At 65.3% G+C, this 26,044-nt stretch carries 23 protein-coding genes; 8 read left to right on the top strand and 15 right to left on the bottom strand.

The features are described 5' to 3' along the window. Positions 1 to 2: 2 nt before the first annotated feature. From trbF to KV697_RS10975, 5 genes are read left to right on the top strand one after another with little or no spacing between them, the layout of a single operon-like run. On the top strand, positions 3 to 821 hold the full coding sequence (gene trbF / locus KV697_RS10995; RefSeq protein ID WP_219018220.1) for a conjugal transfer protein TrbF: 819 nt from the start codon (positions 3 to 5) through the stop codon (positions 819 to 821). Continuing rightward, positions 818 to 1,654: a P-type conjugative transfer protein TrbG gene (trbG, locus tag KV697_RS10990; RefSeq protein ID WP_219018219.1), complete on the top strand. Its 837-nt coding sequence runs from the start codon at positions 818 to 820 to the stop codon at positions 1,652 to 1,654. The genes trbF and trbG overlap by 4 nt, the downstream gene beginning before the upstream one ends. A 47-nt stretch (positions 1,655 to 1,701) precedes the next feature. After that, positions 1,702 to 2,877, top strand: coding sequence for a TrbI/VirB10 family protein (locus KV697_RS10985; protein WP_219021357.1), 1,176 nt, complete (start codon positions 1,702 to 1,704; stop codon positions 2,875 to 2,877). Position 2,878: 1 nt separating this feature from the next. Continuing rightward, on the top strand, positions 2,879 to 3,109 hold the full coding sequence (locus KV697_RS10980) for a DUF2274 domain-containing protein (protein WP_219018218.1): 231 nt from the start codon (positions 2,879 to 2,881) through the stop codon (positions 3,107 to 3,109). After that, entirely contained in the window at positions 3,106 to 3,339 is a 234-nt protein-coding gene (locus tag KV697_RS10975) for a DNA-binding protein (RefSeq protein WP_219018217.1), read from the top strand. Before KV697_RS10980 ends, KV697_RS10975 begins: the two co-directional genes overlap by 4 nt. Here KV697_RS10975 and KV697_RS10970 read toward each other — a convergent pair. Together KV697_RS10970 and KV697_RS10965 are read right to left on the bottom strand one after the other, a co-directional pair. Then, positions 3,336 to 4,667: a type II toxin-antitoxin system HipA family toxin gene (locus tag KV697_RS10970; RefSeq protein ID WP_219018216.1), complete on the bottom strand. Its 1,332-nt coding sequence runs from the start codon at positions 4,665 to 4,667 to the stop codon at positions 3,336 to 3,338. The two genes, KV697_RS10975 and KV697_RS10970, sit on opposite strands and share 4 nt — an antisense overlap. Before the next feature lie 2 nt (positions 4,668 to 4,669). Further along, positions 4,670 to 4,918 (bottom strand): helix-turn-helix domain-containing protein, encoded by a 249-nt coding sequence (locus KV697_RS10965; protein ID WP_042485091.1) that lies wholly within the window; start codon positions 4,916 to 4,918, stop codon positions 4,670 to 4,672. A 532-nt stretch (positions 4,919 to 5,450) separates the two neighbouring features. Between KV697_RS10965 and KV697_RS10960 the strand changes: the two genes are divergently transcribed. Next, entirely contained in the window at positions 5,451 to 5,651 is a 201-nt protein-coding gene (locus KV697_RS10960) for a helix-turn-helix transcriptional regulator (protein WP_084220569.1), read from the top strand. Between the two features lie 31 nt (positions 5,652 to 5,682). Here KV697_RS10960 and KV697_RS10955 read toward each other — a convergent pair whose 3' ends face one another. Next, entirely contained in the window at positions 5,683 to 6,900 is a 1,218-nt protein-coding gene (locus KV697_RS10955) for a tyrosine-type recombinase/integrase (RefSeq protein WP_219021356.1), read from the bottom strand. A gap of 380 nt (positions 6,901 to 7,280) precedes the next feature. Between KV697_RS10955 and KV697_RS10950 the strand changes: the two genes are divergently transcribed. Beyond that, positions 7,281 to 8,186: a hypothetical protein gene (locus tag KV697_RS10950; protein ID WP_219018215.1), complete on the top strand. Its 906-nt coding sequence runs from the start codon at positions 7,281 to 7,283 to the stop codon at positions 8,184 to 8,186. Between the two features lie 221 nt (positions 8,187 to 8,407). Here the strand turns inward: KV697_RS10950 and KV697_RS10945 are convergent, their stop codons facing one another. Further along, positions 8,408 to 9,643, bottom strand: coding sequence for a tyrosine-type recombinase/integrase (locus tag KV697_RS10945; RefSeq protein WP_219018214.1), 1,236 nt, complete (start codon positions 9,641 to 9,643; stop codon positions 8,408 to 8,410). Between the two features lie 53 nt (positions 9,644 to 9,696). Here KV697_RS10945 and KV697_RS20305 point away from each other — a divergent pair, with 53 nt between their 5' ends. After that, positions 9,697 to 10,101, top strand: a complete 405-nt coding sequence (locus KV697_RS20305) for a DUF6894 family protein (RefSeq protein ID WP_374011357.1) — start codon at positions 9,697 to 9,699, stop codon at positions 10,099 to 10,101. 138 nt (positions 10,102 to 10,239) lie between these two features. On the opposite strand, the gene KV697_RS10940 is transcribed toward KV697_RS20305, so the two are convergent. The 11 genes from KV697_RS10940 to KV697_RS10890 all read right to left on the bottom strand — a co-directional run bounded on the left by KV697_RS10940 (position 10,240) and on the right by KV697_RS10890 (position 26,028). Then, a complete protein-coding gene (locus tag KV697_RS10940) occupies positions 10,240 to 11,049 on the bottom strand; it encodes a DNA adenine methylase (RefSeq protein WP_306822631.1) in 810 nt (269 codons plus the stop codon). 356 nt (positions 11,050 to 11,405) lie between these two features. After that, the gene (locus KV697_RS10935; RefSeq protein WP_219018213.1) at positions 11,406 to 12,230 is read right to left on the bottom strand and encodes a hypothetical protein; all 825 of its coding nucleotides are present in this window, start codon (positions 12,228 to 12,230) and stop codon (positions 11,406 to 11,408) included. Further along, positions 12,230 to 13,408 (bottom strand): hypothetical protein, encoded by a 1,179-nt coding sequence (locus tag KV697_RS10930; RefSeq protein ID WP_219018212.1) that lies wholly within the window; start codon positions 13,406 to 13,408, stop codon positions 12,230 to 12,232. Before KV697_RS10930 ends, KV697_RS10935 begins: the two co-directional genes overlap by 1 nt. Before the next feature lie 235 nt (positions 13,409 to 13,643). Beyond that, complete coding sequence (locus KV697_RS10925; RefSeq protein WP_219018211.1) at positions 13,644 to 14,048, bottom strand: hypothetical protein; 405 nt, start codon at positions 14,046 to 14,048, stop codon at positions 13,644 to 13,646. Further along, on the bottom strand, positions 14,045 to 14,593 hold the full coding sequence (locus tag KV697_RS10920; RefSeq protein ID WP_219018210.1) for a lysozyme: 549 nt from the start codon (positions 14,591 to 14,593) through the stop codon (positions 14,045 to 14,047). The genes KV697_RS10925 and KV697_RS10920 overlap by 4 nt, the downstream gene beginning before the upstream one ends. Continuing rightward, entirely contained in the window at positions 14,580 to 14,825 is a 246-nt protein-coding gene (locus KV697_RS10915; protein ID WP_219018209.1) for a DUF7940 domain-containing protein, read from the bottom strand. The genes KV697_RS10920 and KV697_RS10915 overlap by 14 nt, the downstream gene beginning before the upstream one ends. 41 nt (positions 14,826 to 14,866) lie before the next feature. Then, a complete protein-coding gene (locus tag KV697_RS10910; protein ID WP_219018208.1) occupies positions 14,867 to 15,058 on the bottom strand; it encodes a hypothetical protein in 192 nt (63 codons plus the stop codon). Then, positions 15,058 to 15,339 carry a hypothetical protein gene (locus KV697_RS10905; RefSeq protein ID WP_219018207.1) on the bottom strand — a complete coding sequence of 94 codons (282 nt, stop codon included), beginning with the start codon at positions 15,337 to 15,339 and terminating at the stop codon, positions 15,058 to 15,060. The genes KV697_RS10910 and KV697_RS10905 overlap by 1 nt, the downstream gene beginning before the upstream one ends. Positions 15,340 to 15,356: 17 nt before the next feature. Next, the gene (locus tag KV697_RS10900; protein ID WP_219018206.1) at positions 15,357 to 17,825 is read right to left on the bottom strand and encodes a right-handed parallel beta-helix repeat-containing protein; all 2,469 of its coding nucleotides are present in this window, start codon (positions 17,823 to 17,825) and stop codon (positions 15,357 to 15,359) included. After that, positions 17,822 to 20,251, bottom strand: a complete 2,430-nt coding sequence (locus tag KV697_RS10895) for a hypothetical protein (RefSeq protein WP_219018205.1) — start codon at positions 20,249 to 20,251, stop codon at positions 17,822 to 17,824. The genes KV697_RS10900 and KV697_RS10895 overlap by 4 nt, the downstream gene beginning before the upstream one ends. Beyond that, positions 20,251 to 26,028, bottom strand: coding sequence for a phage tail length tape measure family protein (locus tag KV697_RS10890; protein WP_219018204.1), 5,778 nt, complete (start codon positions 26,026 to 26,028; stop codon positions 20,251 to 20,253). Before KV697_RS10890 ends, KV697_RS10895 begins: the two co-directional genes overlap by 1 nt. Between the last annotated feature and the right edge of the window lie 16 nt (positions 26,029 to 26,044).

Genomic DNA, 26,044 nt, shown 5'->3' with positions numbered 1-26,044 from the left:
CCATGGTCTTCAAGCGAAGCGTGCAGCGCTACGGGCGAACGCCGCCGCCCGAGACACCCTACCAGCGTGCCGGGCAGCTGTGGGACGAGCGGATGGGCTCGGCGCGCGTGCAGGCGCGCAACTGGCGGCTGATGGCGTTCGGCTGCCTGTTCTTGACCGCAGGCACGTCGGCAGCCCTTGCCTGGCAATCGATGCAGAGCCGCGTCACGCCCTATGTCGTCGAGGTCGACAAGCTCGGCGAGGCGCGCTCCGTCCAGCCGGCCGACGTCGCATACCGGCCGACCGACCCGCAGGTGGCGTGGCACCTGTCGCGATTCATCACCAACATCCGCTCGGTGTCGCTCGACCCGGTGCTGCTGCGCCGCGACTGGCTCGAGGCCTATGACTTCGCAACCCAGCGCGGGGCCGAGTTCCTGGGGGAATATGCCCGTTCGGCAGCGCCCTTTGCCCAGGTCGGCGATCGGACGGTGTCGGTGCAGGTCACCAGCGTTGTGCGCGCGTCCGACACGTCGTTCCAGGTCAAATGGACCGAGACCATGTTCGAGCGCGGCAACCAGGCGGGCGTCCAGCGCTGGACGGCGATCCTCACAATCGTGACGCGCCCCCCGACATCGGCCGAGGTGCTGCGCAAGAACCCGCTCGGCATCTATGTCGACGCAATCGACTGGAGCCGCGAACTGGACACCTCGCCATCGTCGCAACCCACACGCCCCGCCGCCCAGTCGCCCGCGACCCTGCCGCTCGGATCGCCGCTCGACCTTTCCCTCGGCGCCCGACCTGAAGCCGCGAACCTGTCCAACATGCAGGAGAAGAACCCATGAAGCCCGTCATCTTGCCGGCCATAGCCACCTTGGTCCTGGCCGGTCACGCGTGGGCGCAGGATCGGGCCGCGGCACCGCTCAAGGCGGTGCGGTCCGCCACACGCAGCGCCACGATCGAGCCGGCAGCGAACGGGTTCGTCAGCGGCGCGCAGGTCTATCCGTTCAACGACGGCACGATCTATCAAGTCTATACCGCGCCGGGACTGGTAACGGACATTGCGCTCCAGCCCGGCGAGACCCTCGTGGCGGTCGCGAGCGGCGATACCGCCCGCTGGGTGATCGGCGACACGACGAGCGGTTCGGGCGACGGCAAGCAGACGCATGTGCTGGTCAAGCCGGTCTCCGCAGGCCTGCTCACCAACCTGGTCATCACGACCGACCGGCGCGCCTATCATCTCAGGCTCGCCAGCACCCCGGCAACGGCGCTGTCCTCGCTGCGCTGGACCTATCCGCAGGACGAGCTGCTGGCCGTGCGACGCAAGGCGGAGGCCGCACAGGCTGCGGCGCCGGTGGCGACGGGGCTGGCGATCGAGCAGCTGCATTTCAACTACGCGATCAGCGGCGACCGCCCGCCATGGCGGCCACTGCGCGTGTTCGACGACGGGACAAGGACCTATGTCGAGTTCCCTGCCTCGCTGGCCAATGGCGATGCACCGCCCCTGTTCGTCGTCGGCCCAGATGGAAAGGTGGAACTGGTCAATTATCGGCTGCGCGACCGCTTCTATGTCGTCGACCGGATCTTCGACGCGGCCGAACTCCGGCTCGGCTTGAAGAAGCAGCAGGTCGTCCGCATCGACAGGATCGGGCCATCCGCTCAGCGGAGGGGGGCATGACCGAGATTGCCGAACCTTCGTCAGACGCACCTTCGCCCGCCGAAGCCATGCTCGACGCGCCCGCACCCGAGGCGCCCGCCCAGCCGCCGAAGGTCGACCCGGAAACATTGGCCATCCGTTCCCGTCCGGCACGCGCGATCCGCTTCCGCAAGGGTGCGATCATCGGCCTCGCCGCACTGGGCTCGGCCAGCCTGATGGGTATCGCGTGGATGGCGTTGAAGCCGCAGGTCTTCCGGCACGTCGCGCAGGACAGCGAATTGTCTCAGCCGATAGCGAAGCCCGCCGCCGACGCACTCTCTGGCCTCCCGGCCAGCTATGGCGATGCGCCCAGGCTCGGCCCACCGCTTCCCGGCGACCTTGGCCGGCCAATCCTTCGCGCACAGGAACGGGCCGAAGCGACCGTTGCTCCTCCGTCCGTCGATACGGTCGCGGCAGCACGGCAGCAGCGGATGGCCGACCTCAAGGCGGCGCGAGAATCGGGCCTGATGGCGCAGGTCACGACCGGCCATAGCGTGGTCACCCCTGCTTCCTCCGTCGGCCCCGAAGTCCCTGATGCCATCCCTGCGACGGCGACGGGGACGCGCAAGGAGCAGTTCGCCGCGGCCAGAGACACGGGCGGCGATCTCAACGTCGGCGCCCTCGTCACTCCTGCTTCGCCCAACAGCCTGCTGGCGGGCAGCGTGATCGCGGCAAGCCTCATCACCGGCTTGAGTTCTGACCTGCCCGGCATGGTCACCGCGCAGGTCACCCAGAACGTGTTCGATACCGTCACGGGGACGATCCTGCTCGTACCACAGGGTGCCCGGCTGATCGGCAAGTATGACAGCGTCGTCGCGTTCGGGCAGCGCCGTGCGCTGGTGATCTGGCAAAGGCTGATCCTGCCCGACGGCGGCTCGGTGCGGCTCGACAACATGCCTGCCACCGACCCGGAAGGCTATGCCGGGCTTGCCGACCGGGTCGATTTCCACACATGGACGCTGCTCAAGGGTGTCGCGATCGCGACCATGCTCGGCGTCGGTTCCGAGCTGTCGATCTCCGGCGGAAGCGACCTCGTGCAGGCGATCCGCCAGTCCGCCCAGATGAACGTCGCGCGGGCCGGCGACCAGATCACCCAGCGCAACCTCGACGTCCAGCCGACGGTCACGATCCGTCCCGGCGCGCCGGTCCGCTTGCTGGTGACCCACGATCTCATCCTCGCCCCTTATCCGAGAAGGACAAGCTGACATGGCCGATCTCAAGCTTGGCAAGCTGCCCGACCGCACGCCGGTCAAGCTGGCCATCACCATCACGCCGGACCTCCAGTCGTCGTTGCAGGCCTATGCTGCGGTCTATGCCTCGACCTACGGCATCGAGGAGCCGGTCACCGAATTGATCCCCGCGATGTTGTCGGCCTTCCTGGAGAGCGATCGGGCGTTCGTGCGCGAGCGCGACGCGCGAGTACGGGGGCAGAAATGATCGAGCGGGCATGGGAAAGGAAGATCGAGCCGCTGACGGTCCGCGTGGCAACGGCGGTTTGCATCACCGGCCTCAGCCGCTCGCGGATCTACAAGCTCATCCAGTCGGGCGACCTCGAGACGACGAAGGTCGGCCGTGCCACGCTGGTCCAGTATCGGAGCCTCAAGCGGTTGACCGACAATGAGGGTGGCGGAGAGGGGCATGCCGGACATGTTTTGCAACGCGACTAGCTTAGCTCCGTAAACGCCGTGTCGAGACGTGCCAGACGATCGGCGATCGCGCGGCTGACGCTGGCATGGACGTCGTCGGCGAAGTCGTCCGGCATTGCTTCTCGCGCAACGTCCGCGGCCGTGACGGCATTTTTGCGAATGTCGGTGATGACCTTGTCGATAATGGTCGGGCCGATACCTGCGGCTCTCGCGGTCTGGACGAAGTGCCGGCCCAGGACTTCCTCGATCCGGTAATGGCGGCTGGTGCCCGCCGACATCGCCAACCGGAAACTCTTCTGTGCCAACTGTCCGCGATCGACAGCATCCTGGACGCTCAGGACATCGTAGAAGGGCGTCAGCTTGAAGCCGCCGCCCGGACGCAGGAAGAGGCTGAAGTTTTTCGCATGTCCGTCGGTCGCGCCGATGAGCCAGAAGATGATCTGGCTCGACAGGAATGTCACCTGATCCTCGGTCGGATCGTCGCTACCGCCGAGCAGTCTTATGATGTCCGCCGCGGCGGGACCACCTTCGCTTTGGTATTTCTGGGAGGATGGCACGCCGAGTGCCTGGCAGCAGTCTTCCTGCGGAACGCGCAGCAGCCGGCCATCGGCGAGCCATCGGCGATCGAACCGCTCGACGACCAGCGCGCGTCGCGCCCCGAAGGTGACGATCTCGGTTTTCGCCACCGGCAAGCCGAAGGCACCCAGCAGCGCCAGGCAGTAATGCTCGTTGTCGACACTGGCGGTCATGTCGACCATGCCGGTGGATGTCGGGATCTCGCCGAGCTGAGGCTTTAGGATATGCGTTGTCGGAGTCGTTCCGATTGGACGTAGCCACTGGCCGTCGTGGCGCAGCAGCGCGGTCTTCTCCTGCGCACCGGCAATTGAGATTCGAAATTCCTGGCCAGGATCGATCCCGAGCGGCGCACCTTTGAGATTGTCGAGGAGGTGTTCGATATCCTCTTCGCCCAACGCTTCGCCCCGTATATCGCCTATCGCGTCGATGGCCTCACCGTCAGGCAGGAACTGCATCGCACCGACACAATCCCGGCCGATGCGGGCCAAGAGACTGTACGGATCGGTACCTTCGGCACCCGTGCGCTCCGCCACGCGGCGTCGGATATCTACGCTGTCGGGAAGCAGGTTGTCGAAAACGGCGAGTACCGGCGCGCCGCGATAGGTGGTTGCACGAAGCGGCAGTGACAGCGAGGCCGCAAATGCGTGCTCCCACTCGAGCCAGCTCTGATCATAGCGGAACGATACGGCGCCGCTCGTTTCCTTCTCGAGGCGGCCGACGAGGCGATTATTGATCAGCACGTTCAGGGGAACGTGGGTCTTGCGGCGTGCCATTGTCAGAAGATTTCGCTCAGGTCAGCGCTGCCCTTGCTGCGCGGTGCGATCTGCATGTCGAGGTCGAGCGCTGCCAGGATACCGAACAGGGTGTCGAGCTTCGTACCCGTCTGCCCGCTTTCGATGCGGGAGATCGTCTTCTGCCCGGTGCCAACCAAGGCCGCCAGAGCCTGCTGGGTGAGGTTGCGCTTGGTCCGCGCGTTATGGATGAGCGCACCGAGCTGTTTGGGAGAGCGAGCAATGTGGGCCACGGGAGACGCCTTTCAGTGACGGCATACCCTATAAGGGATAAACTAGCGATATACCTTGAAGGGTATAGTGTTTATTTATACCCTGCAGGGAGTAAATGCAATTTATACCCTGTGGGGCATTATCAACGTTAAGGACGCTGGGCTGTATCGGGCGTCCGCGAGGGTAGCGGCCAGAGGCGGGGAAGAGCTATTCTCGTCAGCATGGTTGGACGACGACATGTAACGCGCGCGCGATTCCAACGTTTGCCAGCCTTGCCTTCACGCCCTTGCGCAGATTTGGGTGGGGCGCCGTCGATATCCACCAAGCATTGCGACACTCGCGCTCTTTGCCTCGGGTCACAAAACAGAATGGATCCAGACGGAGCAGCTTGGCACCACGCCAGCGGCGTCGATGCCGTTCCTGCAGCATCGTGAGAGACGGTAGCGAATGTCCCTCGCGAGCACCCCGGAGGACCCAAAGAGGATCTACTCCACTTAGCGGGGAAACAGGACCTTAGCGGTTCCCAACCGCAAAAACCGAAAGGTGGTACCCATGTCCGCTAATCCTGACCGCTTTCTCCGTCTGAACGCCGTCCTGGCGCAGACAGGACTTTGCCGTTCCACCCTATATCGCAAGATGGCCGACGGCACCTTTCCAAGGAGCACTCAGCTCAGCACCCGCTGCATAGGTTGGCGTGCATCGGCCATCGACGAGTGGATGCGCAATCCCGCTTCCTACGATCCTGCGAAATGACGCCATCATCGCATGGCAGGCGTAGCAAGTCCTACGCTCGCTTGCGAAACTTGCCCTTGATGATGGCACCGCCGATCCGGAGTTGGTCGAGATAATCCGACCACCACTGCGCCATGCGCACCCGTTCCGCCCAGTGCGCGCCGCGATGATAGGCGGCGCGCACCTTGTCCTTCTCGCCATGGGCCAGCGCGCGCTCGATGGCATCGGGATGCCACAGCCCTGACTCGTTGAGGAGCGTGCTGGCCATGGCGCGGAAGCCGTGGCTGGTCATCTCATCGTTCTCGAACCCCAGGCGGCGCAGCGCGACGTTCAGCGTATTGTCCGAGATGCAGCGCTTGGTGGTATGAAGCGCCGGGAAGAGGAATTCGCTGTCCCGCGCCAGCGACCGCAGATCCTGCAAAAGGAACAGCACCTGCCGCGACAAGGGTACGGCATGCGGCTGCTTCATCTTCATGCGCTCGGCCGGCACGCGCCAGACTTTTTCGGCGAAGTCGATCTCGCTCCATTTCGCCTGCCGCAACTCACCCGGGCGCAGGAAGACATGCGGCGCGATCCTGAGTGCATGCAGGGTCTCGGGCCGGCCCGTGTACCCGTCTATTGCGCGCAGCAGGTCGCCGACTTTCTTGGGCTCGACGATCGCCGCATGATGCTTGACCCTGGGAACAGTAAGGGCGCCGCGCAGGATGTCGGCTGGATTACGCTCGGTGCGCAGGGTCGCGAAACCATAGCGGAAGACACGGCCGGCGAAGGAGCGGAGCCGAAGCGCCGTCTCATGATGCCCGCGACGCTCGACCCGCTTCAGCACGTCGAGAAGCTCATGCGGGGTGATCGCCGCGATCGGACGCTTGGCGATGCCATCGAGTAGTTCGAGGAACCAGCGCGCTTTCTTGATGGTAGCGGGGGAACGGCCCTCGCGCTCCATCTTCTCGATATATTCCCCGGCGACGAGCGCGAACGTCGTCTGCGCCGCCAGTTCGGCCTTCAGCCGCCGCTGGCGCTTTTCCTCCACAGGGTCGATCCCGTCATCGAGTTCGGCCTTGGCCTCGTCGCGCTTCCGGCGCGCCTGCATCAAGGTGACATCGGGGAAACTGCCCAGCGATAATTTGCGCTCGATGCCGCAGCACCGGTAGCGAAAGCGCCAGAGCAGGGCGCCGGATGGCTGCACCAGTAGATATAGGCCGTCCGAATCGGCCACCTTGTAGGGACGCTCTGCCGGTTTCAGCGCCCGGATCTGCACAACCGTAAGCATGGGGCCACGCCTCCTGCAACGTTCGTGGCCCCATGATTCGTGGCCCCTTTTGAGTGGGCCACGGCGGAACATAATGAGATTTCACGGGACCGCCGAGAGGCATTTTACCGCAGATTTCTGCGGTTTTCCAGGTTTGTTCCGGGGACGTGATGGTGCCGCTTACAGGACTCGAACCTGTGACCCCCGCATTACGAACGCAATAGATGTCCTACATTTTGGGGAATCTTGAGCGTCGTTAGCGCGGTGCCAGCGACAATTTAGCCAGCATTTACAGAGAACGTCTCTGACCTGCGCAGGAAATGCGCAGGACGGCTGTTGGCCAATCCCACCCTCCAAGACCTGGTGACAGGTCTGCCGATTTGCACAGCGCGCGTCTGAAAATGCGATTCAGGCGGCGCTTTCGTGCATCCAAAGCACTTCGGTCACGGGAAGCCGAAATGACGTTCGCCTCAGCACGGGCAACCAGTAAGCTTATCAACGGCCTGACGGCCAAATTTCAGGGGAAGAAGCCGGGCAGCGACCCGGTGCATCGGGGATCGATCGACGAGAACGAACCGGATGCGAAGCCGTGGGAGCATAATCGTTTCGAGACCCCGGCCGAGCGGATTGCGACCGTGGAGACGCTGCTCGACACGGCACAGGAGCTGTCCCAGCTCCACTATAAGCGATACCCGCGCACGGAGCTGTTTGCGCTGAAGGCACGCCATGCCGCGCTCGAGGCGGAGGAACAGCAGCTGAAGGCGATGTCGCCCGCCGATCGCCCGATCGGCCGGCTGGCGACGGTGCGCCAGGAATTCCTGGCGATCGACGCGGAGCTGGAGCGCGCGCGGCTGCGCATGCGGCCCTTCGACGTCTCGATCCTGCGCGCGATCCTGTCGTTCCTGAATGCCAAGACGGGGGAGATATTCCCGTCCGGCGAGGAAATAGCGGCGCGGGCCGTCTGTTGCGTCAAGGGCGTATGGCGATCGCTGGAGCGCCTGCTCCATCACGGCTTTATCGATCGCGTCCGGCGCAGCAGGCGAAAGCCCGACTCTGACGGGCAATTCGGCCCCCAGCGCGAGCAGACCTCGCACGCCTATTTCCTGAACCACCGCAAGGCGATGCCGAACCGCATCTATCAGCGCTTTCTCCAGCTCCGTGGGCGCCGATGGAAACGCCTGGGGCGAAACAAGCCTGCCCCGACGAACGACGCCCCAGCGGCCCCCACGGGCTTCCTGAGCGCTAAATCCGCCCTAGGCGAAGCCGTCCGCAGCCTCGGCGTCTCGGTCGCTAACGCGAGTCCCTGAATGTCCTTGTATCAGGACCTCAAGAGCAAAGTGGATAAGGAGTCGCTATCGCGACACGTTGATTAGGCAGCAGAATTCGAGGCACCCGGTAGCCTGCTGGTCCCCCCAGCTCCGCAAACGGATCACCTCAAGCACCCGATAGCCAAGATGCGGCTGTCGGGACCGGGCGGCTGCGCCGCCCGAGGGCTATCGAGGCGGGGACCGCAGGAACCGTGCCAGCCCTATTTCGACCGATCGCTGGTGGAAGCGTCGCCTTCGAGCAGCTCCGCCCACCGATCGAACAGCCAACGTCGACGGTCGAGATGCTGCGACCGATTGTACGCTGCCTCGACGGCCGACGCCTGGACGTGGGCCAGGGCGCGATCGATCGCGAAGCGGTCATCCGGGAAGCGTTCATTCATCGCCGTCGAGAAGGTCGCTCGCCACCCATGCGGCACATGCCGCCCGGCGAAGCCGCACCGATCATACAGCGCGCCGATCGCGCCCGCGCCGATCGCCTGACCGCCGCGGTGGAAGATCAGATCCCCGCCGCCGATGGCCCGCGCCTGGCGCAGCACCGAAACCGCTGCGGCCGACAGGGGAACGAGGTGGTCATTCGCCGCGTCGGCCTTCTTCGCAACGGCCATCTTCATCCGCGCGGCCGGTATCCGCCACAGGGCGGCGGGCGATGGGGCCTCGGTCGACCAGTCGACGCCCTCGATCTCGTCCCACCGCGCGCCGCGCACGGCCGCGAGGCGGACGGCGGTCAGCGCCAAGAATCGCGACGCCAGCCGGATGGCCGGGGCAGCACGCGCGCGATCGGCGGCATCGAGGAGGCCCCGCGCTTCGCCCAGATCCTCCAGCGCGGGCTGGCGCTGGGCAGGCGCGCCGGTCGCCAGCTCGCGGACCAAGCCAGCGGCGGGATCGCCGTCGACGATACTTCGGGTACGCGCGAAGCGGTAGATTGCCGAGAGGCGCTGCGCGATGCGGCGCGCCGTCTCGGCCGCGCCGGTCCGCGCGATCTTGCCGAGCAGGCGCAGCAGCTGCGGCGTGGTGATGGCGGTCGCCAGATCCTCGCCGATCGCCGGGAAGACGTGGCGCTCGAGGCTGGCCAGGACGTCGGCCGCGTGGACAGCGGTCCAACGATCGCGCCGCGCCGTATGCCAGTCGCGGGCCAGCTGCTCGAGGGTGATCGCTGATTGCGTCAGGCGCTCGGCCATCTTCGCAGAAATGACCTTCGGCTGCACGCCCTGGATGTACATACCGCGCGCGATCCCCGCTGCCTCGCGGGCAGCGTCGAGCGACACGTCGGGCCAGCTGCCCAGCGAAATGACCGTCTCGCGGTGATCGGCCCTGATCCGGACGCGCCACGCCCGCAGGCCGGTAGGCGCGACGAACAGGTGCAGGCCCATCGCGTCCCAAATTTTATAGGCGAGCGGCTTCGGCCGCGCGCTCTTCAGAGCTGCGTTGGAAAGCATATTGATATCCGAAAGCACGAACTCGTCGGACACAGTCTGGCGGTTCGTTAGGGATGGAATATGGTGGGGAGCGAATTTGCGGAGCCGAAATTCTTTTGGCATCGCTTCGCCCCAAAAGGGGATCAGGTCGACCACGAAGATCGCAAATGCTGATGTCGATTATAGACGGATATACGATCTGCCGTCAGCGCCTATGCATGCGATGCTATTTCAACATTTCAGGCGAGGCGCGTGGGCCTGATCAGCTCGGCTTTGAGTTTGGAACGATGGCTAGGGCGAAGGTGGAGGCGTCTTGTTTCTTGGCCGATTTAATCCGCTCTGACCCTATTAGCATATGGCAAGCTGACGAACTGAGCGTCGAAGCGACAGACGAGGCGGGCCTCGTACTGTTCACAATCACGGTGCTCGTATCTGGCGCCCCAGCTATCGAGAAACGACTGCCCCACTCGGATAACTGATCATTCATTGTTTTAAGGAAAGCTGACAGGCGGCTTCTGTTCGATATCGGGGCGGAGGGATTATCCGGCCCGATATTGCCGAATCGGTGGATTTGCGCGGTTTCCGGCGACCGCCATGCGATCGCCGTTCCCCCGCGATTACCCCCCGAAGTTGGACACGATCAGCTCGCCGACCCGCTTCGCGCCCTGAGCGCCGACCGTGTAGGTCGTCTCGACGTCGTCGACATGGAAGCGGGAGAAGACGGCGCGCGCGCCATCGGTGGCATTGATGGACAGGATGAAGCGGCCACGGATGTTAGCGAGCTGGTCGGCCAGGCGCTCGAAATCTGCTCGCTCGAAGACGCCGGGGCCGTAGTCGTCCTCGCAATCCCAATAGGGAGGATCGAGATAGAATAGCGCCCTGGGGTCGTCATATCGTTCGATAACCGACGCAAAGCCTAGCCGCTCGATCGTGACGCCCGCCAACCGCTCGTGCAGGCGTTCCAGATTGGGCAGCACCTTACGCGGATCGAAACGGCTACTGCCCGCCTTGTCGACGCCGAAAACACGGGACCGGATCTTGCCGCCGAAGGTCAGGCGCTGGAGATACAGGAACCGCCCGGCGCGTTCGATGTCGGTCAGGGTTTCCGGGTCGACGCGCCGGAGCCGTTCGAACTCGTCTCGGCTCGACAAACGGGAGCCAATGTCCGCAGCCAAGGCATCCGGATGGCGCTGGGCGACGCGGAAAAAGTTGATCACGTCGCCTGAGATATCGTTGATGACCTCGACGGGTGCGCGGCTGGATCGCTTTAAGAAGATGCCGCCCATGCCAACGAACGGCTCGATATAGGAACGGTGCGGGGTTGCGTCGATCAGCGCGGTGAGGCGGCGGGAGAGGTTACGCTTCCCGCCGAGATACGGGGCGGGGGTCTGGATGGTCGAAATGAGGCAAGTCCTTCGCGAAAGCACGTCGGCTACGCGCGCGAAGTTGGTGGCGTCGATCGGGACGATCGAACGCAGCCCGCGCCGACGCTCTGCACGTCGGAGGGGGATCAGGGTAGCGACCGATAATGATCGCTAATGATGGGGTGTGGTGGGGCGGTCCCGGCCTATCGCATCGCCCGGCCGCGTACCGGGCGGTTAGCCGCGCGATAGTACAGAGACCGCGCCCTGCTTATTTCCCGAACGGGTCTTTCATTCAGCAGGCCACCCGGCGAAGCCGGTGCCTGTACTATCCGCGCGCGGGCTGTTCCTTTCGGCTAAGTCCAGAGCAGCGCTACGGCCTTTAGCTGCCCCGGTCGGAAGGTCAATCGCGGCCGAGGGGATCAGTTGAGCGTGATCCGCCAGCGCTGCACCTGCATCGAGCCGCCATTGCGGACCGGCTCGACGCCGACCGCCGCGCCGTTGAGGTACAGATTGCCGTCGACCAGGCCCTGCCCGACCAGGCTATCGATCACGGCCTTGAAATCGAGCGTCCCGCCGCTCGCGCGCGCGCCGGAATAATACATGATGTACCGCCCCGCCGAGCCATCGGGCAGCCAGCGGCACGCCCATTTCCGCCCGGTCGGATCGGTATAGGTCGAACAGGGCGTGCCGCCGTTGTAATAGGTGATGGTCGTGTCGGCCGCATTCCAGAAGAAGCCGATCTCCACCCGCTTCGTCGACGCAACGCCCGCCACCTCGGTCAGGTAGAATTCGTTCAGAATGTTGTAGTCGGCAGGCGTGCCGGTCGTCGGGCCGATCAGCAGCTCCTGCCGGAAGGTGGTGATGGCCGACGCCTGGATCGGCGTGACGGGCACCGCAGGCTTACCACCGTCATAATTGCCGAAGGTCAGCTCCATGTACCCATAGACCCCCTTCGTCGACGTCTGGGCAGGCCAGCGCCAATTGACGGTGGAGCCATCGAGGCAGGCATCGGTGTTGCGAACGGAAGGCAGCACGACGATGGAGTCGGCATAGTCGACGCCCGCGACGAAGGCGCTTTGCGGGGGCGAGCTGACCGACCAGGGCGCGGCAAAGGCCAGATACTGACCACAGGTATAGGTCGTCTTGTCCGGCAGCACGATCGGACGCTCACCCCAGCGCGCGGCCGCCGGGGTGCAGGTCAGGAGGGCGGCAAGCGCGCCCAGGGCGAGAAGGACCGCGCGCATCACAGGCCGAACCGCGACTGGACGGTGATGTAGGTTTGCGCCGTCGACCCGTTCGTAACGTCGCACTTCCAGTATTTGGCCACCAGGGCGGAGGACAGATACTTGCTGGTGTTCGCCGGTACGACGATCGAGTCACCGGTGAAGAACGTGCTGTTGTCGTTCGATCCTCGCACGGTCAGCGTGAACGACTGATCGCTGCGCGCCCAGCAGCCGAAGCTGCCCCAAGGCGATGGAGCGCCGACAATCGTGCCGCCCGCATCGTGGATGGACCCCATGTAGGTCGCGCCCGCAGCGAGGGGCGTGGAGGTTTCAGCAAAATAGGCGGTGCGGGAAGTTTCCCGGACATTCCCTGCGCCCAGGGAATCGCCCCTCCAGGGTTGGACATTTCCGTCAGCATCCGTGATTCCGCCACGCGTGGGATTGCCCTTCGCAGGCGAACCGGACGGGGCAGGTCCTTGGACAAATGCGCCATTCGCAGTGCCCGCTGCGTAATAGTCGGCCGTCCCATCGCTATAGCCACCAATGGTTTGACCGTAGCGGCCGAGCCAAAGGGGGACTTTCGCCCCGGCCGTTGCCGCAGTCGGCGGGGCCAGGGTGGCCAGCGCGTAGGGCAGCGAATACAGCCAGCCGGTGGTGTCGGTCCGGATCGACTGGTTCTTCCCGTTCAGGTCGGTGCCGCCGATCCGGACGGCGAACCCCTTCGCGTCCTGACCGGCCGCACTCAGCCCCTGGATCATGAGGCCGTTGGCGTCGACCTTGATGTCCTGGAACAGCCCCGCACTATCGAGGCCGCCGACGCGAAACCCACCGCCGATCGCCAGCGTACCGGGGATCTGCACACCCCCGACGTTGCCGATCGTCGCGGTCCCGGCCGGTAGCGGCCCAAGGCTCTGCGAATAGATACCCTTCAGGGCCGACGCGATCGTCGCAGCGCCGGTGCCCGAATAGGGCGCGTCCGCCGTGCTGCCGAGCGTGGCATCCGCCCCATCGTCCGACTTGGTCGTGACGGGAAGCGGGTTGCTCGGGCTGGCGACCTTGGCCTTCCCATCGGAGCCGTTGAAGGTGACACCGGCGGTCGGAGTCATGGTGGACGGCGAGCCGATCTGCGCGACCTGCGCGGCCAGCCCCGACGAAAGACAGGCAAGCGCCAGCGCGCCCGCCCAAGGCAGGAGTTTCATTGTTCGTCCTTTCGGTGAAGGTCAGCAGCCCTTGGGGGCGGCTCCGGTGGCGAGGATGGCGCGCTGGCAATCGCGCTCCTGGTCGGCCGCTACGGCACGGTGATTGCCGCGCTCGACCGCGCCGATCGCCTCGGCAAAGCGCTCGACGATTTCGAGGAAAATGGCCTGATCGATCGTGATCAGCTTGCCGGAGGGCTTGGCGGTCAGCGGCGCCAGGCGCTCGGTCTTCGTCAGCTCAGCGGGCAGCGGTGCCAGGCTCGGCCGCTCGGTTCGCGTGATCGATGGCGGCGTTAAGGTCCGCGCGCACCCGGTCGACAGGAGCGGCAGGCAGAGGATCGCCGGGAGCAACCGGCGGAAGGGATTGGACCGCATTGCGCAGGTTCTCCACGATATGATGGGTGACAGCGGCCGAGGCGACCGTCTGCTGGGCTAGGCTGGTCGCGATGGTGCTCGACGCATTGGCGGCCAGCCGTTCGTCGGCGCGGGCGTCGGCGATCGCGGCCGCATGATCCTGCTGGGCCTTCACGGTGACGTGATCGGCACCCGCCCGCTCGCCCTGGTGGCGCACGACCAGGAAGATGACGAGGAGCGCCGCCAGCAGCCCGACGACGGCGATCGCGCGAAACTTCGCGCCGGTCATGATGGCAGCCCCTGGACGCATATCGCTCGCTCGCGAGCGCGGCGCAGGACCAGGCCGCGCCGCACGGTGCCGCCCGACTTGTTGAACGCGGGAAAGCGATCGCAGCCCGCGCGCCACTGTCCCGCGTTCCAGAGCGTTGCGATGCTGGAGCGGCAAACGCCCTGGGGGCCGAGATTGTAGGTCAGCGACACCCCGGCGACGATCTGATTGGTCCGCCCCTTCAGGGCGGGAATGCACCGGATCAGCGGCTCGGCATGCTCGATCAGCTCGCGCTCGAGCATGACGGTGCACTGCGCCTCGGTGAAGCGCTGGCCCATCTTCACGCCCTTGGTGATGCCATCGCAGGCGGTGGGCACGCCGATGATGTCGAGATAGGCGGTCAGATACTGTTTGCCCGCGACATGCTGGATGGAAATCGACTCGTCGGGATGGACCGTCGCCTTCACGGTGCGGCCGCTTTCCTCCTTGGGGATCAGGACGAACAGCGAGGCGGCCGCCGCGACCGATCCGACCACGCCCGCCAGGGTCTTTTTAGCGGCTGCCATCGGATCGCTCCCTCTGCTGAAGGACGCGGGCGATCGTCACGGCGACGCTGATCGCCAGCGCCAGCGTCTTGCTGTTGGGGATCGCAGCCTGGACGTCGGGCGGCAGGGCATTCCAGATCGCCTGCACCTGGTCGGGCGCGGCGAGCAGGAAAGCGAAAAGGACGGCACCGAACGCGGACACGCGCACGGACCACAGGCGCCAGGCCTGGCGCCAGTTGGGGATGGGCTTCACGATGGTTCTCCGGGGATGACGGGCACCATGCCCGCCACAGGTCAGGGGATCTGATCGAGCAGCGCGGCCATGTCGGGCGCGATGGTCCGGGGCACGGCCGGGCTGCTGTCGCCGAGCAACTGGCGGGCGGCTTCGATCGGCCGATGAAGGATCGCGCGGGCGCAGGCGATCGATCCGGCCGACAGGGTCGCGCCGCCCACCACCATCATCGCGCCGCCAATGATTTCCGGCATCACTTGCCCTCCCGCGATTGGCGCTCGTCCTCGCGGCGGGCGCGCTCGGCCAGATAGCTGACGTCCCGGTTCAGGCCGATCAGGACCGGGGTGTAGGTGTGGTCGTTGGCCTCGACCTGCTCCATCCGCTTGCCGAGCTGGTCGAGCCGCTCGTCGACGCGCGATCGCCAGCTCCCGATCGTGAAGAGCAGCCCGGCGACGCTGATGATCGCCCCCACGCCTGCGAAGAACGCGGAGAGGTGCGCCGTCCAGCGCTGCGCTGGCGGAGAGGTGTCGGTCATCGGTGTCTCCGCGATAATCAGGATTGGAAGACGACGGGCTTGCCATCGGTGGGGCCGGTCGGCTTTGCGCCGGTCTTCAGGTACATCTTGCCGTCGTCGGGATTTCCAAACAGCCACATACCGGCGATCGGCCATGGATAGTCCCAGGTCCCACCTGGCTGCGGCCCGACCGCCCGGCCGTCCGAAGTGCTGGTGGGCTTGCCGTAATTGGTACGAATGACGCCGCCCTGCGGATCGAACCAGACATAGCTTCCAGCCCAGCTGAACGGCTGCTGCCAGCTGCCGATCGGCGGCTGGTAGTTGACCGGCGTGCCATCCGTCTCGCTCGTCGGCTGATTATAATTCCAGTAGAGAACGCCCCCTGCGCTCCAGTAGCGGGTGTACGGCCCCATGATGAACGGCTCTTGCCAATTGCCGCTGATCCGAAAGGAGCCGTCGCTGAAATCCTTCTCCTTGGTCGCGCGGTTCACCTTGAAGACGTTGAACTTGTAGTCCGCCGTGTCGGTGCGTGCGAAGAACGAGAAGTTGCTGCCGGTATCGCCGCCCGTCTCAGGCACCTGCGTCGAGGTGCCGAACGACCAGCGCTGTGTCCCTGCACTCAGGAACTCGAACGTCTTGCCCTTGTCCGGTCCGCCATCCAGGCGGAGCTGCACTTCGTCGGCACCGTTCCCGAACTTGCCGCTGCCATAGACCGCGAACGGCTCGCCATTCGCGTTGGTGTTGCCGAACATGGTGACGAAGGTGCCGACTTCCGGCCCGAGCTTGATCGGGGCGTATGACGGGGTGCCGTCCGGATGGTACGAATTGACCGCCTGGTTGAACGCGATCATGGGCGCGCGGGTCATTCCGCCCGTCACCTCCACCACCGCGATCATGCCGCGCGCCTCGCCGGAACGCAGGTCGCGGCCGATATTGTTCGTGACCGAGATACCGCCCGGCCGGTTGGCCGCCATCAGGATCGCGGCGCAGCGATTGCCCGGCGTGCCTGCGTCGATGATGTGGTTATTCGCGATGATGCCGCTGATATACTGGGCATAGATGCCGGGGCGGCGCGACCCGACGATCGTGTTGTTGCTGATGTTGACTTCGTCATAGTTGAACACGGTGATCGGCGACGCATCCATGTCCGACCGGATCGTGTTGTTCATGATCTTGATGTTCGACAGGCCCTCGGTCGCCTCGAAGTCGAACACGCGGATCGCCTCGCCGGAGATGAGGCGAACGCCGGTCAAATCCTCATAGGTCGACTCGAAAACGTTGTCGCTGATCTCGACGTCATTGTGCCGCCAGACGTCCATTCCTCCCTGGCGGACCCGGTTGTGGTGGACGCGGTGGCCGTTGGAGCCGCGATCGGCGGGGTTGCGCTTGCCGGTGACGGGATCACGCCCGAACGACTGGTAGAAAAAGCCGATGGAGGCCGCGCGCCGATACTTGGGTTGGTACGGCCCGTCGCGCTCAACAGGCGAGTTGCCGTCGCGGAAGTCGAACAGATTGCCCGCCACTTCGATGCCGCACACCGTCTCCTCAAGCTGGTGCCGCTCGATGTCGACGCCTGCGACGAGATAGCCGTCCCCGTGGACCCAGTTGTAATTGAACTCGCCGCCCTCGACGTCGCAGAAAAGTACGCCTTCGCGGTAGATGTCCTTGAACTCATTGTGGTGGACGCGCGCGTTGCGACACAGGAACGTATCCTGGCCGCGCGTGAAGGCGTTGCCGATCACGATGCCGTCGCCGCGCCATCCCCGGAAAACGCACTTGTCGACCTCGAAATTGTCACCACGCATCATCGCGATCGCGTGGGTAAACTGCCACGCTTCCGACCCGCTCTGATCCTCATGGTTGTTGATCCAGGTCTGGTTCTCGATGTTGCCATCCATGATGAGGCCGGTGATGCGAACATTGTCGCACCGGGCGTGCTCATAGAAATTGTGGTAGAAAATGCCCGGAGGCCCGCCGCGCTTCATGGCCACCTCATCGCCCGGAGCAATGATCAGCTTCGCGTTGTTGGACCGGATATGAACGTTGGGCCGGAGCTTGATAACGCCCCGGACCTTGTCCTCGGTATGCTGGGCGTTGCCCGGCGGGTCGCCACGGTATCGAATGACATAAGGGCCGCCGGTGTTGGGGATGGTGATGCCCGACGCCCCCTCTTGCCAGGCGCAATCCAAAGCCCGCTGGATAGAAAATGCCCAGTCCGTGTCAGGGAACATCTGCGGCTTAATCTCTTCGCTGCGCCAATCCCGCATCAGCGCCGGGGCCGCTCCGGTGAAGCGCGGGGTAACGCTGCCCGCCGCGATCTCGGCCACCTTGGCGGGTGACGGCAGCTTGCGCACAAAACCCGTGCTGTCCGTCATCGGGTAAAGCCCGTCGCCGGACGGGCCGCCATTGGCCGCGCCCGCCCGCCAATTGTCCATCTCAACTTGGGCAAGGTTCTTCCTGCCCAGCAAGCTATTCAGCTTGTCGAGGATTTCGGTCGCCACGGTCATACCGCCGCCTTTTTCAATTCGATAACCTCGATCGCCGACCCGGCCTTAATGGTCAGGTCGAGAGGGTCGGTTTCGGTATTGGTCACTTGGAATGTGATCGTGTGGTTACCCGCCGGGATGCCGCTCAAATAGCTGAACGGCGTGATCGGCATCCGCCCTTGGCTGTCCTTGCTGTCGAGGATGATGTTGACACTTCCGGCGGGATAGGCCGTGTTGTTGTCAACGACGAATGAGCCCGCAAATTGCAGGTCGTCGGGCGACCAGAACATGCCAAAGAACTGGACCTTCAAATCGCTGTCATTGTCGTCTTTCACGAAAGCGATTTGGACGACGTTCGCGGTAGCCCCGCGCGACACGCTGACATCCGCGCTCATGATCGCGTAGCGCGTCTTGGTCACCGCCGCCGACTTGATGTCGCCAGCCTGGATGCTGTCCGCGACCACACGACGCGCATACACTTCGGCGGAAAACTCCCACCGCTTCAGCGCCGCATTGTAGGACAGGAGCCGGAGCCGATTGCCTCCGGCCGTGCTGACGAAATTGAAGTTCTCACTGAGAAAATTCAGTTCATTGCCGCGCGTCCCAGCGATGCCACTGATCCCGGTGATATACTGTAGGCCGTTGGCATCGACCGAAGCGGCCATCACGAAACCAGCGATGCCATCGCTGTCCGAGGCAAATGCTTGCATAAGCTGCGTGACTTTGGCGCTGGTGTTTCCCGCCAACGCGCTCACCTGGCTCAAATTTTGAGATAGCGTGCCGGTGATCGTTTGGAGGTCGCTCATCCCCGCGCCCAGGTTGCCGAGCGAAGTGTTGTAGCCCGACAGAACGTCCGCGAAGGTCGCGTTGCCAGCCTTCACCGCCTGGAGGTTCATCGTATAGCCGGTGCCGTCCTTGGCCTTGGCAAAGACGCCCGTGAAATCGCTCGCGGATGCGAACCCGTTCACCGGGTCTCTCGCCTCCGTTCGGAACGCTAAAAATTTCGTCGCTACGGGCTGGCCTTCGACCATCGTTCGCAGGTCGAACACCTGCAGCAGGTCATCCTGGCGCAACGCTTGCGCCAAAATGGCATCGACGTTCACGTCAATGGAGCCGAGCACATCGGTAACGGTTCGATCCCCGATCAGGGATGACGGGTTGCGTGTGTTGGTCGCCTTGTCCTCCGGCTTGTTGCCGTTTCGATCGCCGAGGTCATCCCAATCGACTAGGGCGGCAGGCTTGTCCGCCGCGCTGAAGCCCTCCACCGACAGCGACAGTTTCGAGACCTGCTCGCCAACCTCGATCTCGAAATCGCGGAAGAAGCCGTAAATGGTCAGGCTGTCGTAGCCGTCCTGGCCGATCCAGAGCGACGGTACCGCGCGCACCGCTGCGATGCCATTTGCGACCAGATCCAGCGCATCCGTCCGGATCAGCGCTTTGGCCGACATGCGCTTCGCGTAAGCCCGCCTGGTGATCGACACTTCGCCGAAATCGTCGATGGTCTTGCGGCTGAAATCGTTGATGCCTGCGGTGGGCGCGGCTTCTGTGGTGCCCAGCTTGACCAATCGGCCGACCAGCAGGGTGCCGACCGATACGGTCCCTTGCCCGGCCACTGTGACGGTCACCTGACCTTTGCCGCCCAGATCAAGAAACGTCACGGGGCCGCCCGTGACCTGCTGAGTGCGATCATAACCAGCCGTTTCGACGCGAACCGTGGTAGCCGTCACGTCGAGCAGGGCGACTGCGTCGACGCCGTCCGCAACCAGCGTGACGCTGATCTGCGCCGCAGCGCTGGTCAGGGTGCCGAGCGCCTGGTCGAACATCGCCCACCGATTGCTCGGCCCGATCGCCAGCCATTTGCCGTCCGCCTTCAGCGGGTCGACGCCGCTGTGGGCGACAAGCGCCTCGTAGATCACATGCTGGCGAAGCACGCGCGCGCCGACCAGATAGCCGGTCTGCGTGGACCAGGCCGGCGCGTCTGCCTCCGGCACGCTGCTCGCGCTCAGCACCGAATCGGTGACGGAGACTGGCTGAAGCAGCTGGAGGGTCGAAACCATGCCCTCGGGCGCGGGATCGCCCAGCAGATCCGGTACGACTTCGGTTTCGGTCAGCCCCTCGACGGTCAGGCGGCAATAGCCGACCGGCGCGATCGCCAGATCAATCTCGAAGTCTTTGTAAAAGCCGGTCGGGCTGAGCCAGGTGAAGCGATCGTCGGCGATCCATTGCGCCGAGGTGGCGCGCAGGTCGGCGAGGTGCCGCTGGACCGCATCGATCCGCTCGAGCGGTACCGCCAGTCGTACCCCCAGGCGCCGGGCAAAACCCCGCTGCGTGACGGTGGTGACGCCGAAATCGTCCGTGACACGACGGCTATAGTCGATGATTCCTACGGTCGCGCCTGTTTCCGCCTCGCCAAGGGCGAAGCGGTTGCCGTTCAACAGGACGTCCATCAGGCGGCGGCCGCGACGCTGACAGCGGTTCCGCCGTTCTCACTGGTGATATCGTCCAGCTTCTTGGCGGTTCGGGCGGTGTTACCGGCGATCGCGGCATTGCCCGAATTATTCTCGCTCCGGAGCTGCGCGATCTCGTCCTTCAGCGATTTGATCTCGCTGACCACAGGGTCGTTATTCTGAGCCGAGCTGGTGCTGGTCGACGCAGCGGCATTCTCGACCGTAGCCGTGGCGGTGGTCGTCTTCTTCGACCCGCTCAGCGATCCGATTATGCCATAGGTGGCCTCCAGCGCTGCGGCGGTCGCGGCTTGGATGCGGGCCAGCTCCTGGCGGCTGGTCGCGACGTCGGCAGCCTTGCCGAGCAGAGCTTGGCTGAGCGCAGGCAGGCCCTTTGCCGCCTCCATATCGCCGCCGCGCGCCGCCTGAATGGCGGCATTGAACTGGCCCTGCAGCGACACGAAACTGTCCTGCCCACCCGCGTCGCTCAGACCACGGATGCGCTTGACCTCATCCATGATGCTGTCGCCGACGCTGGTCCAGGCCTGGCGCAGCTCGTCTGCCGCCCGCGCTGCTTCCTGCGCGTCCTGAATCGCATAGATCTGCTCCTGAAGTGGGCGGTTGCTGGCATCGAGCTTCGCCAGATCGAGGGCGCGCAGCGCGGCGGTGTCGCCACGCAGCTCGAGGAGACGACGTTCCAGGTCGGCGCGCTCGCTTGCGATGTCGGCCGCGCTCTTCGCCCCCGACATCGCAGCCTGTAGATCGGCAAAGGCGGGGGCGAGCTTCAGCAAGGCCGCATAGGTCGCCTGGCCCGCTGCGGTCGTCAGATCCTGCGCCTCGACCAGCGCGCGGAACCCCGCCAGCGTCGACGGCATGGTCAGGCCCATCGAGCCGAACACACGGCCGAGCTGCTCGGTCTTCGCAGCGGCCTGTTCGGCCTGGCTGTAATAGGCGCGGAAATAGGTATCCGCCGCGCTGGTCAGCGCACCGATGCTGTCGAACTGACCGGCAAGCGCCATCTTGGCGTCGATGCCCATCGCCGCCGTCGCGTCGCCCAGCTGCCCGAGTGCATTGGTCACCGCCTCGACCGTCGAGGCGACGCGGACCAACGTCTCGAACGCGCCCTCACCGACCTTTGCGAAGCGCTGAAGCCCTGGGAAGGCGGCGTCCGCCATGCGATCGGCCGCAGCGCCGAAGACAGCCGTCAGCTTCTCCTCGATCTGCTTGCCGGTCAGTCCCTTCAGATCGATCTTGCCGATATCGAGGACGAAGGCGTTCAACCGATCCTGGATCGCGCCGGTCGACGCACCGAGAGGGCCTGCGGCCGCGACGATCGCGTCGTTGAAGCTGCGCAGCAGCAGCGTGAACTGGTTCGCCAGCGCCGGGTCGGCCGCTGCATATTGCGTGGAGTAAGATTTCCCCGTCGTTATGCCGAGGAAACGCTTCTTCTTTTCGATCTCGGAATAGTATTCGGCGTCGAAACCACCGGACAGGATCGAGCCAACGCTCTGCGCCTTGCCGGACAGGCCATTCCCGACGACGCTCGTCGTGGAGCCGAACAGCGATCCGATGGCGCTGCTGATAGCGTCGAACACCCCGCCGACGATCGGCAGCTTCGACAGCAGGCCTCCGCCGGTGATCGACGACAGCAGCTTGCCGGTGAAGTCCTTCTGGAAACCCTCGGTCACCCCGGCCGACGCGTTGATATTGCCTGCGCGGACCAGGACGGAGGCGAGTCCGCCGATCTGATTGTCGATCGAGCGAAGCGATCCCATCATTTCGCGGGCGTAGGTGCTGGTCAGCGTGTTGACGTCCTTCAGCGCGTCGATCGATCGCTTGATGGAATCGGACTTGGCGGACGTGTCGCCCAGCACGGTGCCGGTGCCCGTGTTGGTCGGCGCCTGCTGCGATTTGCCCCCGGTGAAGGAATTGACCAGCGACACGCCGAGGGACGCGAGTGCCGCGACCGTCGCGGCACCCGCTGCCAGGTTCAGCGGGAAAGGCAGCCCGGCGATCGCCGACACGACCGCCTCGGTCGCCTTCGCGGCGGTCCGGGCGACGCTCTTGGCAATCTTCTGGCCCGTCTCGATCGCGTCCTGGGCGATCGACCGCACCGACAGCGCGAATTCGACCGCGCGGAAAGCCTTCTCCGCGATCGTCAGGGCGGCATAGCCCTTGCTCTGCTCATCGAAATAGCCCTTTGCGGCATTCGCCATGTCGCCGAAGGCGCCGACGCGCAGGGTGGCGGTCGACAGCTCATAGGCCGTGTTGGCCCGCGCCTGGGCGCGCTGGTCGTCACCGGCTTCGCGCAGCTTGGCGTCGCGCTCCGCCTGAAGGCGGGTTTCGGTCGCATGGAAGCCGACATAGATGTTGGCCATGTCGCCGATCGCGCGGCCGACTTTGCCGAAGGCATCCGCCATGCCCGTCGCAGCGTTCTGGACATTGCGGGCTATCAGGTCCCAGCGATCGGCGGTCTCCGTCAGCCCGGCGTTCCAGTTGCGGGTCGCAGCGGCCGTCTTTTCGGTCTCCTCTGCGATCTGCACCTGCTGCTTGATGTAGGCGGCGCGATCCGTGGGATTGAACTTCTCGGCCTCGGCCGTCGCCCGCACCAGCGCCAATCCCTTGGCGCGTTCCATGCTCGACGCGCCGATCAAGCGCGCTTCTTCGCGCAATTCCGCAAGGCGGGTGTTTCCGGTCGCGGTTGCCGTGTTGAAGGCCGCCGCCCGACCGGCCGCGTCCAGATCCGCGCGCGCCTTGCGCTGGGCTTCCAGTGCGGCGGTCGCCCGCTTCGCCTCCTCTACCTGTCCACGCGCCCGCGCCGCCTCGATCGCGGCCAGCAACGGCAGGTCGCTGATCTGTTGCTGCACAAGGGCCGCTGCGCGCTCGGCTGGTACCAGTCCGGCCGAGACAAGGGCGTTGACCTGATTCTGTGCCGCCGCCTGGTCGCGCATCCCGGCCGTGCTTTTCTCGGCGTCGGCCACACGCTGCGCGATCGCCAGGCGCACCTGCTGGTCGACCATCGCCTCGATATCGGCGCGCTTCTTGATCGCGGCGCTCTCGGCCTTCACCCGCGCTTCGGCGATCAGGGCCTGCGCCCCAGACACGCGATAGGCGTCCGCCAGGGCATAGAGGTTGCGGATCTGCGCCTCGGTCGCCTCGGACTCGCGCGCCAGCTGCTCGGCGTGTCGGTCGACCTTTGGCGTGCGGTCCGCCTTGATCTTGTCCGCCTTGTCCTTCAGCCGCTTTTGGGCTGCATCGACTGCATTCTCGCCGATCTTGTCGACGACCGCGTTGGTGCCGCTGACGAATTCGCCAGCGGCTTTGCTGTACTGGCGACCGAAGGCCTCACCGATCTTTCCGCCGATCGTGCCGAGGGGAGCGACTGCGGCGCTGAAGCCGTTGGTGACTTTCTTGCCCAGCTCGCTGCCAACATTATCCAGCGCGTTGGCGGTCTCGGCCGATCCGAACATGCGGAGCAAGGGCGATACGGCGGTGCTGAGCGTCTTGAACCAACCGCTCGCCCAGTCATAGACCGCGCGGAAAACGCTGACCACGCCGTCGGCTGCCCACTTCGCCGCGTCGACGATCGGCTGGAATATCTGCATCGCGATGCCGACGACCATGCCGATGAACCGGCTGATCGTCGGCACGATGACCGACCACAATTCGACGATCGCGTTATAGCCGCCGACAAAGACGCCGTAGATCTGCGATACGAAGGTTTGGATTTCCTTCATGTCGTTCGGACCGAACAGCCAGTCCATGATCGTCTTGCCGCTGATCTTCATGCCGAAGGCGTCGCTGATCGACTTCCAGACGCCCGCCAGCACGTCCCCGACGGTGACGCTGACATCGCCCAGCTTCTTCATCTCCCGGTGGGTCAGGCCCAGGCCATCGGCGAATTTCTTCAGCGCCGCGTCATTGCCGAGCTGGTCCTGCCAGCGCTTGATCCCGACGCCGACGACGGCAAGCGGTGCGAGGACCGAAAGGGAGGCGCTGGCCCATGGAGCGAGCATGCGCGTGGCGGAAGCGGCCGATGCGTCCGCCGAAGTGGTAACGCTCGCCTGCGCAGCCGCGAGCTGGCGGTTGGCAGCCGCTGCCACCTCGGCCGCCGACGCGGCCTCGAGGCGCGCAGCAGCAAGAGCCTGCTGTGCGGACACGTCCAGAATCCCGGCCCGCGCGGCATTTTCTTCAGCGACGGCCAGCTCGGCCGACGTGATGGCAGCGCGGGCACCAGCACTGCCAGCCGCCGTTTCGGCCGCCGCCAACGCGGTCTGCGCTTCCGTCAGGGCGGCGATCGCCGCAGCGCTGGGACGGGAAACGATCGCCAGGCCAATGATGGCGCCTGCCATCTCCTTAAGGCTGGCGCCGGTCTGCATCATGATGCCGGAGAGCTGCGAACCCTGCTGCAGCAATACGGTCAGGGGCTTCTGGCCGCCCTGCAGGCTCACGATGATGTCCTGAATCTGGAAGTAGATATTGGTCAGGTCATTGGCGCCGAGCTTCCCCCGCTTGCCGATATCGTCGGCGCCGTCCGCCGCGCGCGCCTGGGCACGCTGGACCTCGTCGAGCCGCCCGGCCAGCTCCATTGCGCTGCGGGAATATTCATCCTGTTGGATCGCGCCCGAGCGGTAGAGCCGGGCGGCATTCTCCAATTCCCGGCGCAAACGCTGCTGGGTCGCATAGAGCGGATCGACGGACGCGCGTAGCGAGTCGATCGACGCATCTTGCGCGGCCTGGGCTGCTGCCGCCTCGCGCGCTGCCTTCGCGGTATCGCGCTCTGCATCGGCCAGTCGGCGCTGTTCGGCCTCCAGGGCCTCCGCGCCCCGGCGGGCCTCGGCATAGGCAGCACCGGCCGCACGGATGCGTTCGGCCTGGTCGGTATGCCCTTCGCTCTCGGCCGCAGCGGCACGTCGCGCGACATCGAGGGCGCGCAGCTCGTCGGCGGTCTTGCCGATCGCGGCGGCTTCCGCCTCGAGACGGGCGGCATAGCTCTCGGCCGACGCGATTTCCGATGCGCGCGCCTGGGCGGCTGCGCGTTCCGCCGCCTCATGCTCTCGCAGTGCCTGCGCGCCGCGCCGGGCCGCCGCTTCGAACATGGAATAGGCTAGGGCGGCGCTGCGGATCTCCTGCGCCTCGCGCTCGCGATCCAGGGCGCGCTGGGCAGCCTGCTCTTCGCGATAGGCCTCCATGCCCTTGCGGGCAGCTGCCTCGAATAGCGCATGCGCGTGGGCGGCCTCTCGCAACGCCTGGGCTTCCTGGGCCGCAGCGACGGCCGCTTTCTCGGCCGCCGCCATCTTGGCCTCGGCCAGCTCCTCGGCCTCGAAACGGGCCTTGCGGGCGGCCGCAAATTCCTTGTCGTACAGGGCCTGCTCGGCCTCGCGGATGCGGGTCGCCAGATCGGTGTTCTGGGTGCGCTCGGCCGCCAGGGCGCGCTCCTCGGCGCGCATGCTCCGCAATTCCTCACGGGTCTTGCCATAGGCGGCGTTCTGACGCTCGAGCTGCCGCACCATCGCCTCGCCCGCCTTTTCAGCCGCCCGGCTTTCACGCGCAGCGGCGGCCAGCTCGCGGGTGGCGGCATTGGCGAAGGTCTGGACGGATGCGGTTGCGCCGCCGAGGTCGATCATGCCTCTGGTCGCGTCCCGCATGCGCTTTGCATCGGCTGCGACCTTGACCTCGGTCGACTCCATGGCCGCCGCCAGGCGGGCCATCTCGCCGAAGCTGTCGCCCGCATCGATGACGAAATCGACGCCAAGACCGGGAGTATCGTCATCGAGCATGGCGGTCCTCCCGGTC

Origin of the sequence: Sphingomonas sanguinis (assembly GCF_019297835.1) — a bacterium.
Taxonomy (GTDB): domain Bacteria; phylum Pseudomonadota; class Alphaproteobacteria; order Sphingomonadales; family Sphingomonadaceae; genus Sphingomonas; species Sphingomonas sanguinis_D.
The sequence above is the reverse complement of the archived record's forward strand: the minus strand, read 5'-3'. Positions and strand labels throughout refer to the sequence as shown.

Coding starts and splice junctions, on each gene's coding strand:
- KV697_RS10945 (WP_219018214.1), bottom strand. CDS start 9,643: ATGCTTTCCAACGCAGCTCTGAAGAGCGCGCGGCCGAAGCCGCTCGCC.
- KV697_RS10910 (WP_219018208.1), bottom strand. CDS start 15,058: ATGCCGGAAATCATTGGCGGCGCGATGATGGTGGTGGGCGGCGCGACC.
- KV697_RS20305 (WP_374011357.1), top strand. CDS start 9,697: ATGGAATATGGTGGGGAGCGAATTTGCGGAGCCGAAATTCTTTTGGCA.
- KV697_RS10970 (WP_219018216.1), bottom strand. CDS start 4,667: ATGGCACGCCGCAAGACCCACGTTCCCCTGAACGTGCTGATCAATAAT.
- KV697_RS10950 (WP_219018215.1), top strand. CDS start 7,281: ATGCGATTCAGGCGGCGCTTTCGTGCATCCAAAGCACTTCGGTCACGG.
- KV697_RS10900 (WP_219018206.1), bottom strand. CDS start 17,825: ATGACCGTGGCGACCGAAATCCTCGACAAGCTGAATAGCTTGCTGGGC.
- KV697_RS10925 (WP_219018211.1), bottom strand. CDS start 14,048: ATGACCGGCGCGAAGTTTCGCGCGATCGCCGTCGTCGGGCTGCTGGCG.
- KV697_RS10975 (WP_219018217.1), top strand. CDS start 3,106: ATGATCGAGCGGGCATGGGAAAGGAAGATCGAGCCGCTGACGGTCCGC.
- KV697_RS10935 (WP_219018213.1), bottom strand. CDS start 12,230: ATGCGCGCGGTCCTTCTCGCCCTGGGCGCGCTTGCCGCCCTCCTGACC.
- KV697_RS10930 (WP_219018212.1), bottom strand. CDS start 13,408: ATGAAACTCCTGCCTTGGGCGGGCGCGCTGGCGCTTGCCTGTCTTTCG.
- KV697_RS10980 (WP_219018218.1), top strand. CDS start 2,879: ATGGCCGATCTCAAGCTTGGCAAGCTGCCCGACCGCACGCCGGTCAAG.
- KV697_RS10985 (WP_219021357.1), top strand. CDS start 1,702: ATGCTCGACGCGCCCGCACCCGAGGCGCCCGCCCAGCCGCCGAAGGTC.
- KV697_RS10895 (WP_219018205.1), bottom strand. CDS start 20,251: ATGGACGTCCTGTTGAACGGCAACCGCTTCGCCCTTGGCGAGGCGGAA.
- KV697_RS10920 (WP_219018210.1), bottom strand. CDS start 14,593: ATGGCAGCCGCTAAAAAGACCCTGGCGGGCGTGGTCGGATCGGTCGCG.
- KV697_RS10905 (WP_219018207.1), bottom strand. CDS start 15,339: ATGACCGACACCTCTCCGCCAGCGCAGCGCTGGACGGCGCACCTCTCC.
- trbF (WP_219018220.1), top strand. CDS start 3: ATGGTCTTCAAGCGAAGCGTGCAGCGCTACGGGCGAACGCCGCCGCCC.
- KV697_RS10890 (WP_219018204.1), bottom strand. CDS start 26,028: ATGCTCGATGACGATACTCCCGGTCTTGGCGTCGATTTCGTCATCGAT.
- KV697_RS10960 (WP_084220569.1), top strand. CDS start 5,451: ATGTCCGCTAATCCTGACCGCTTTCTCCGTCTGAACGCCGTCCTGGCG.
- KV697_RS10955 (WP_219021356.1), bottom strand. CDS start 6,900: ATGCTTACGGTTGTGCAGATCCGGGCGCTGAAACCGGCAGAGCGTCCC.
- trbG (WP_219018219.1), top strand. CDS start 818: ATGAAGCCCGTCATCTTGCCGGCCATAGCCACCTTGGTCCTGGCCGGT.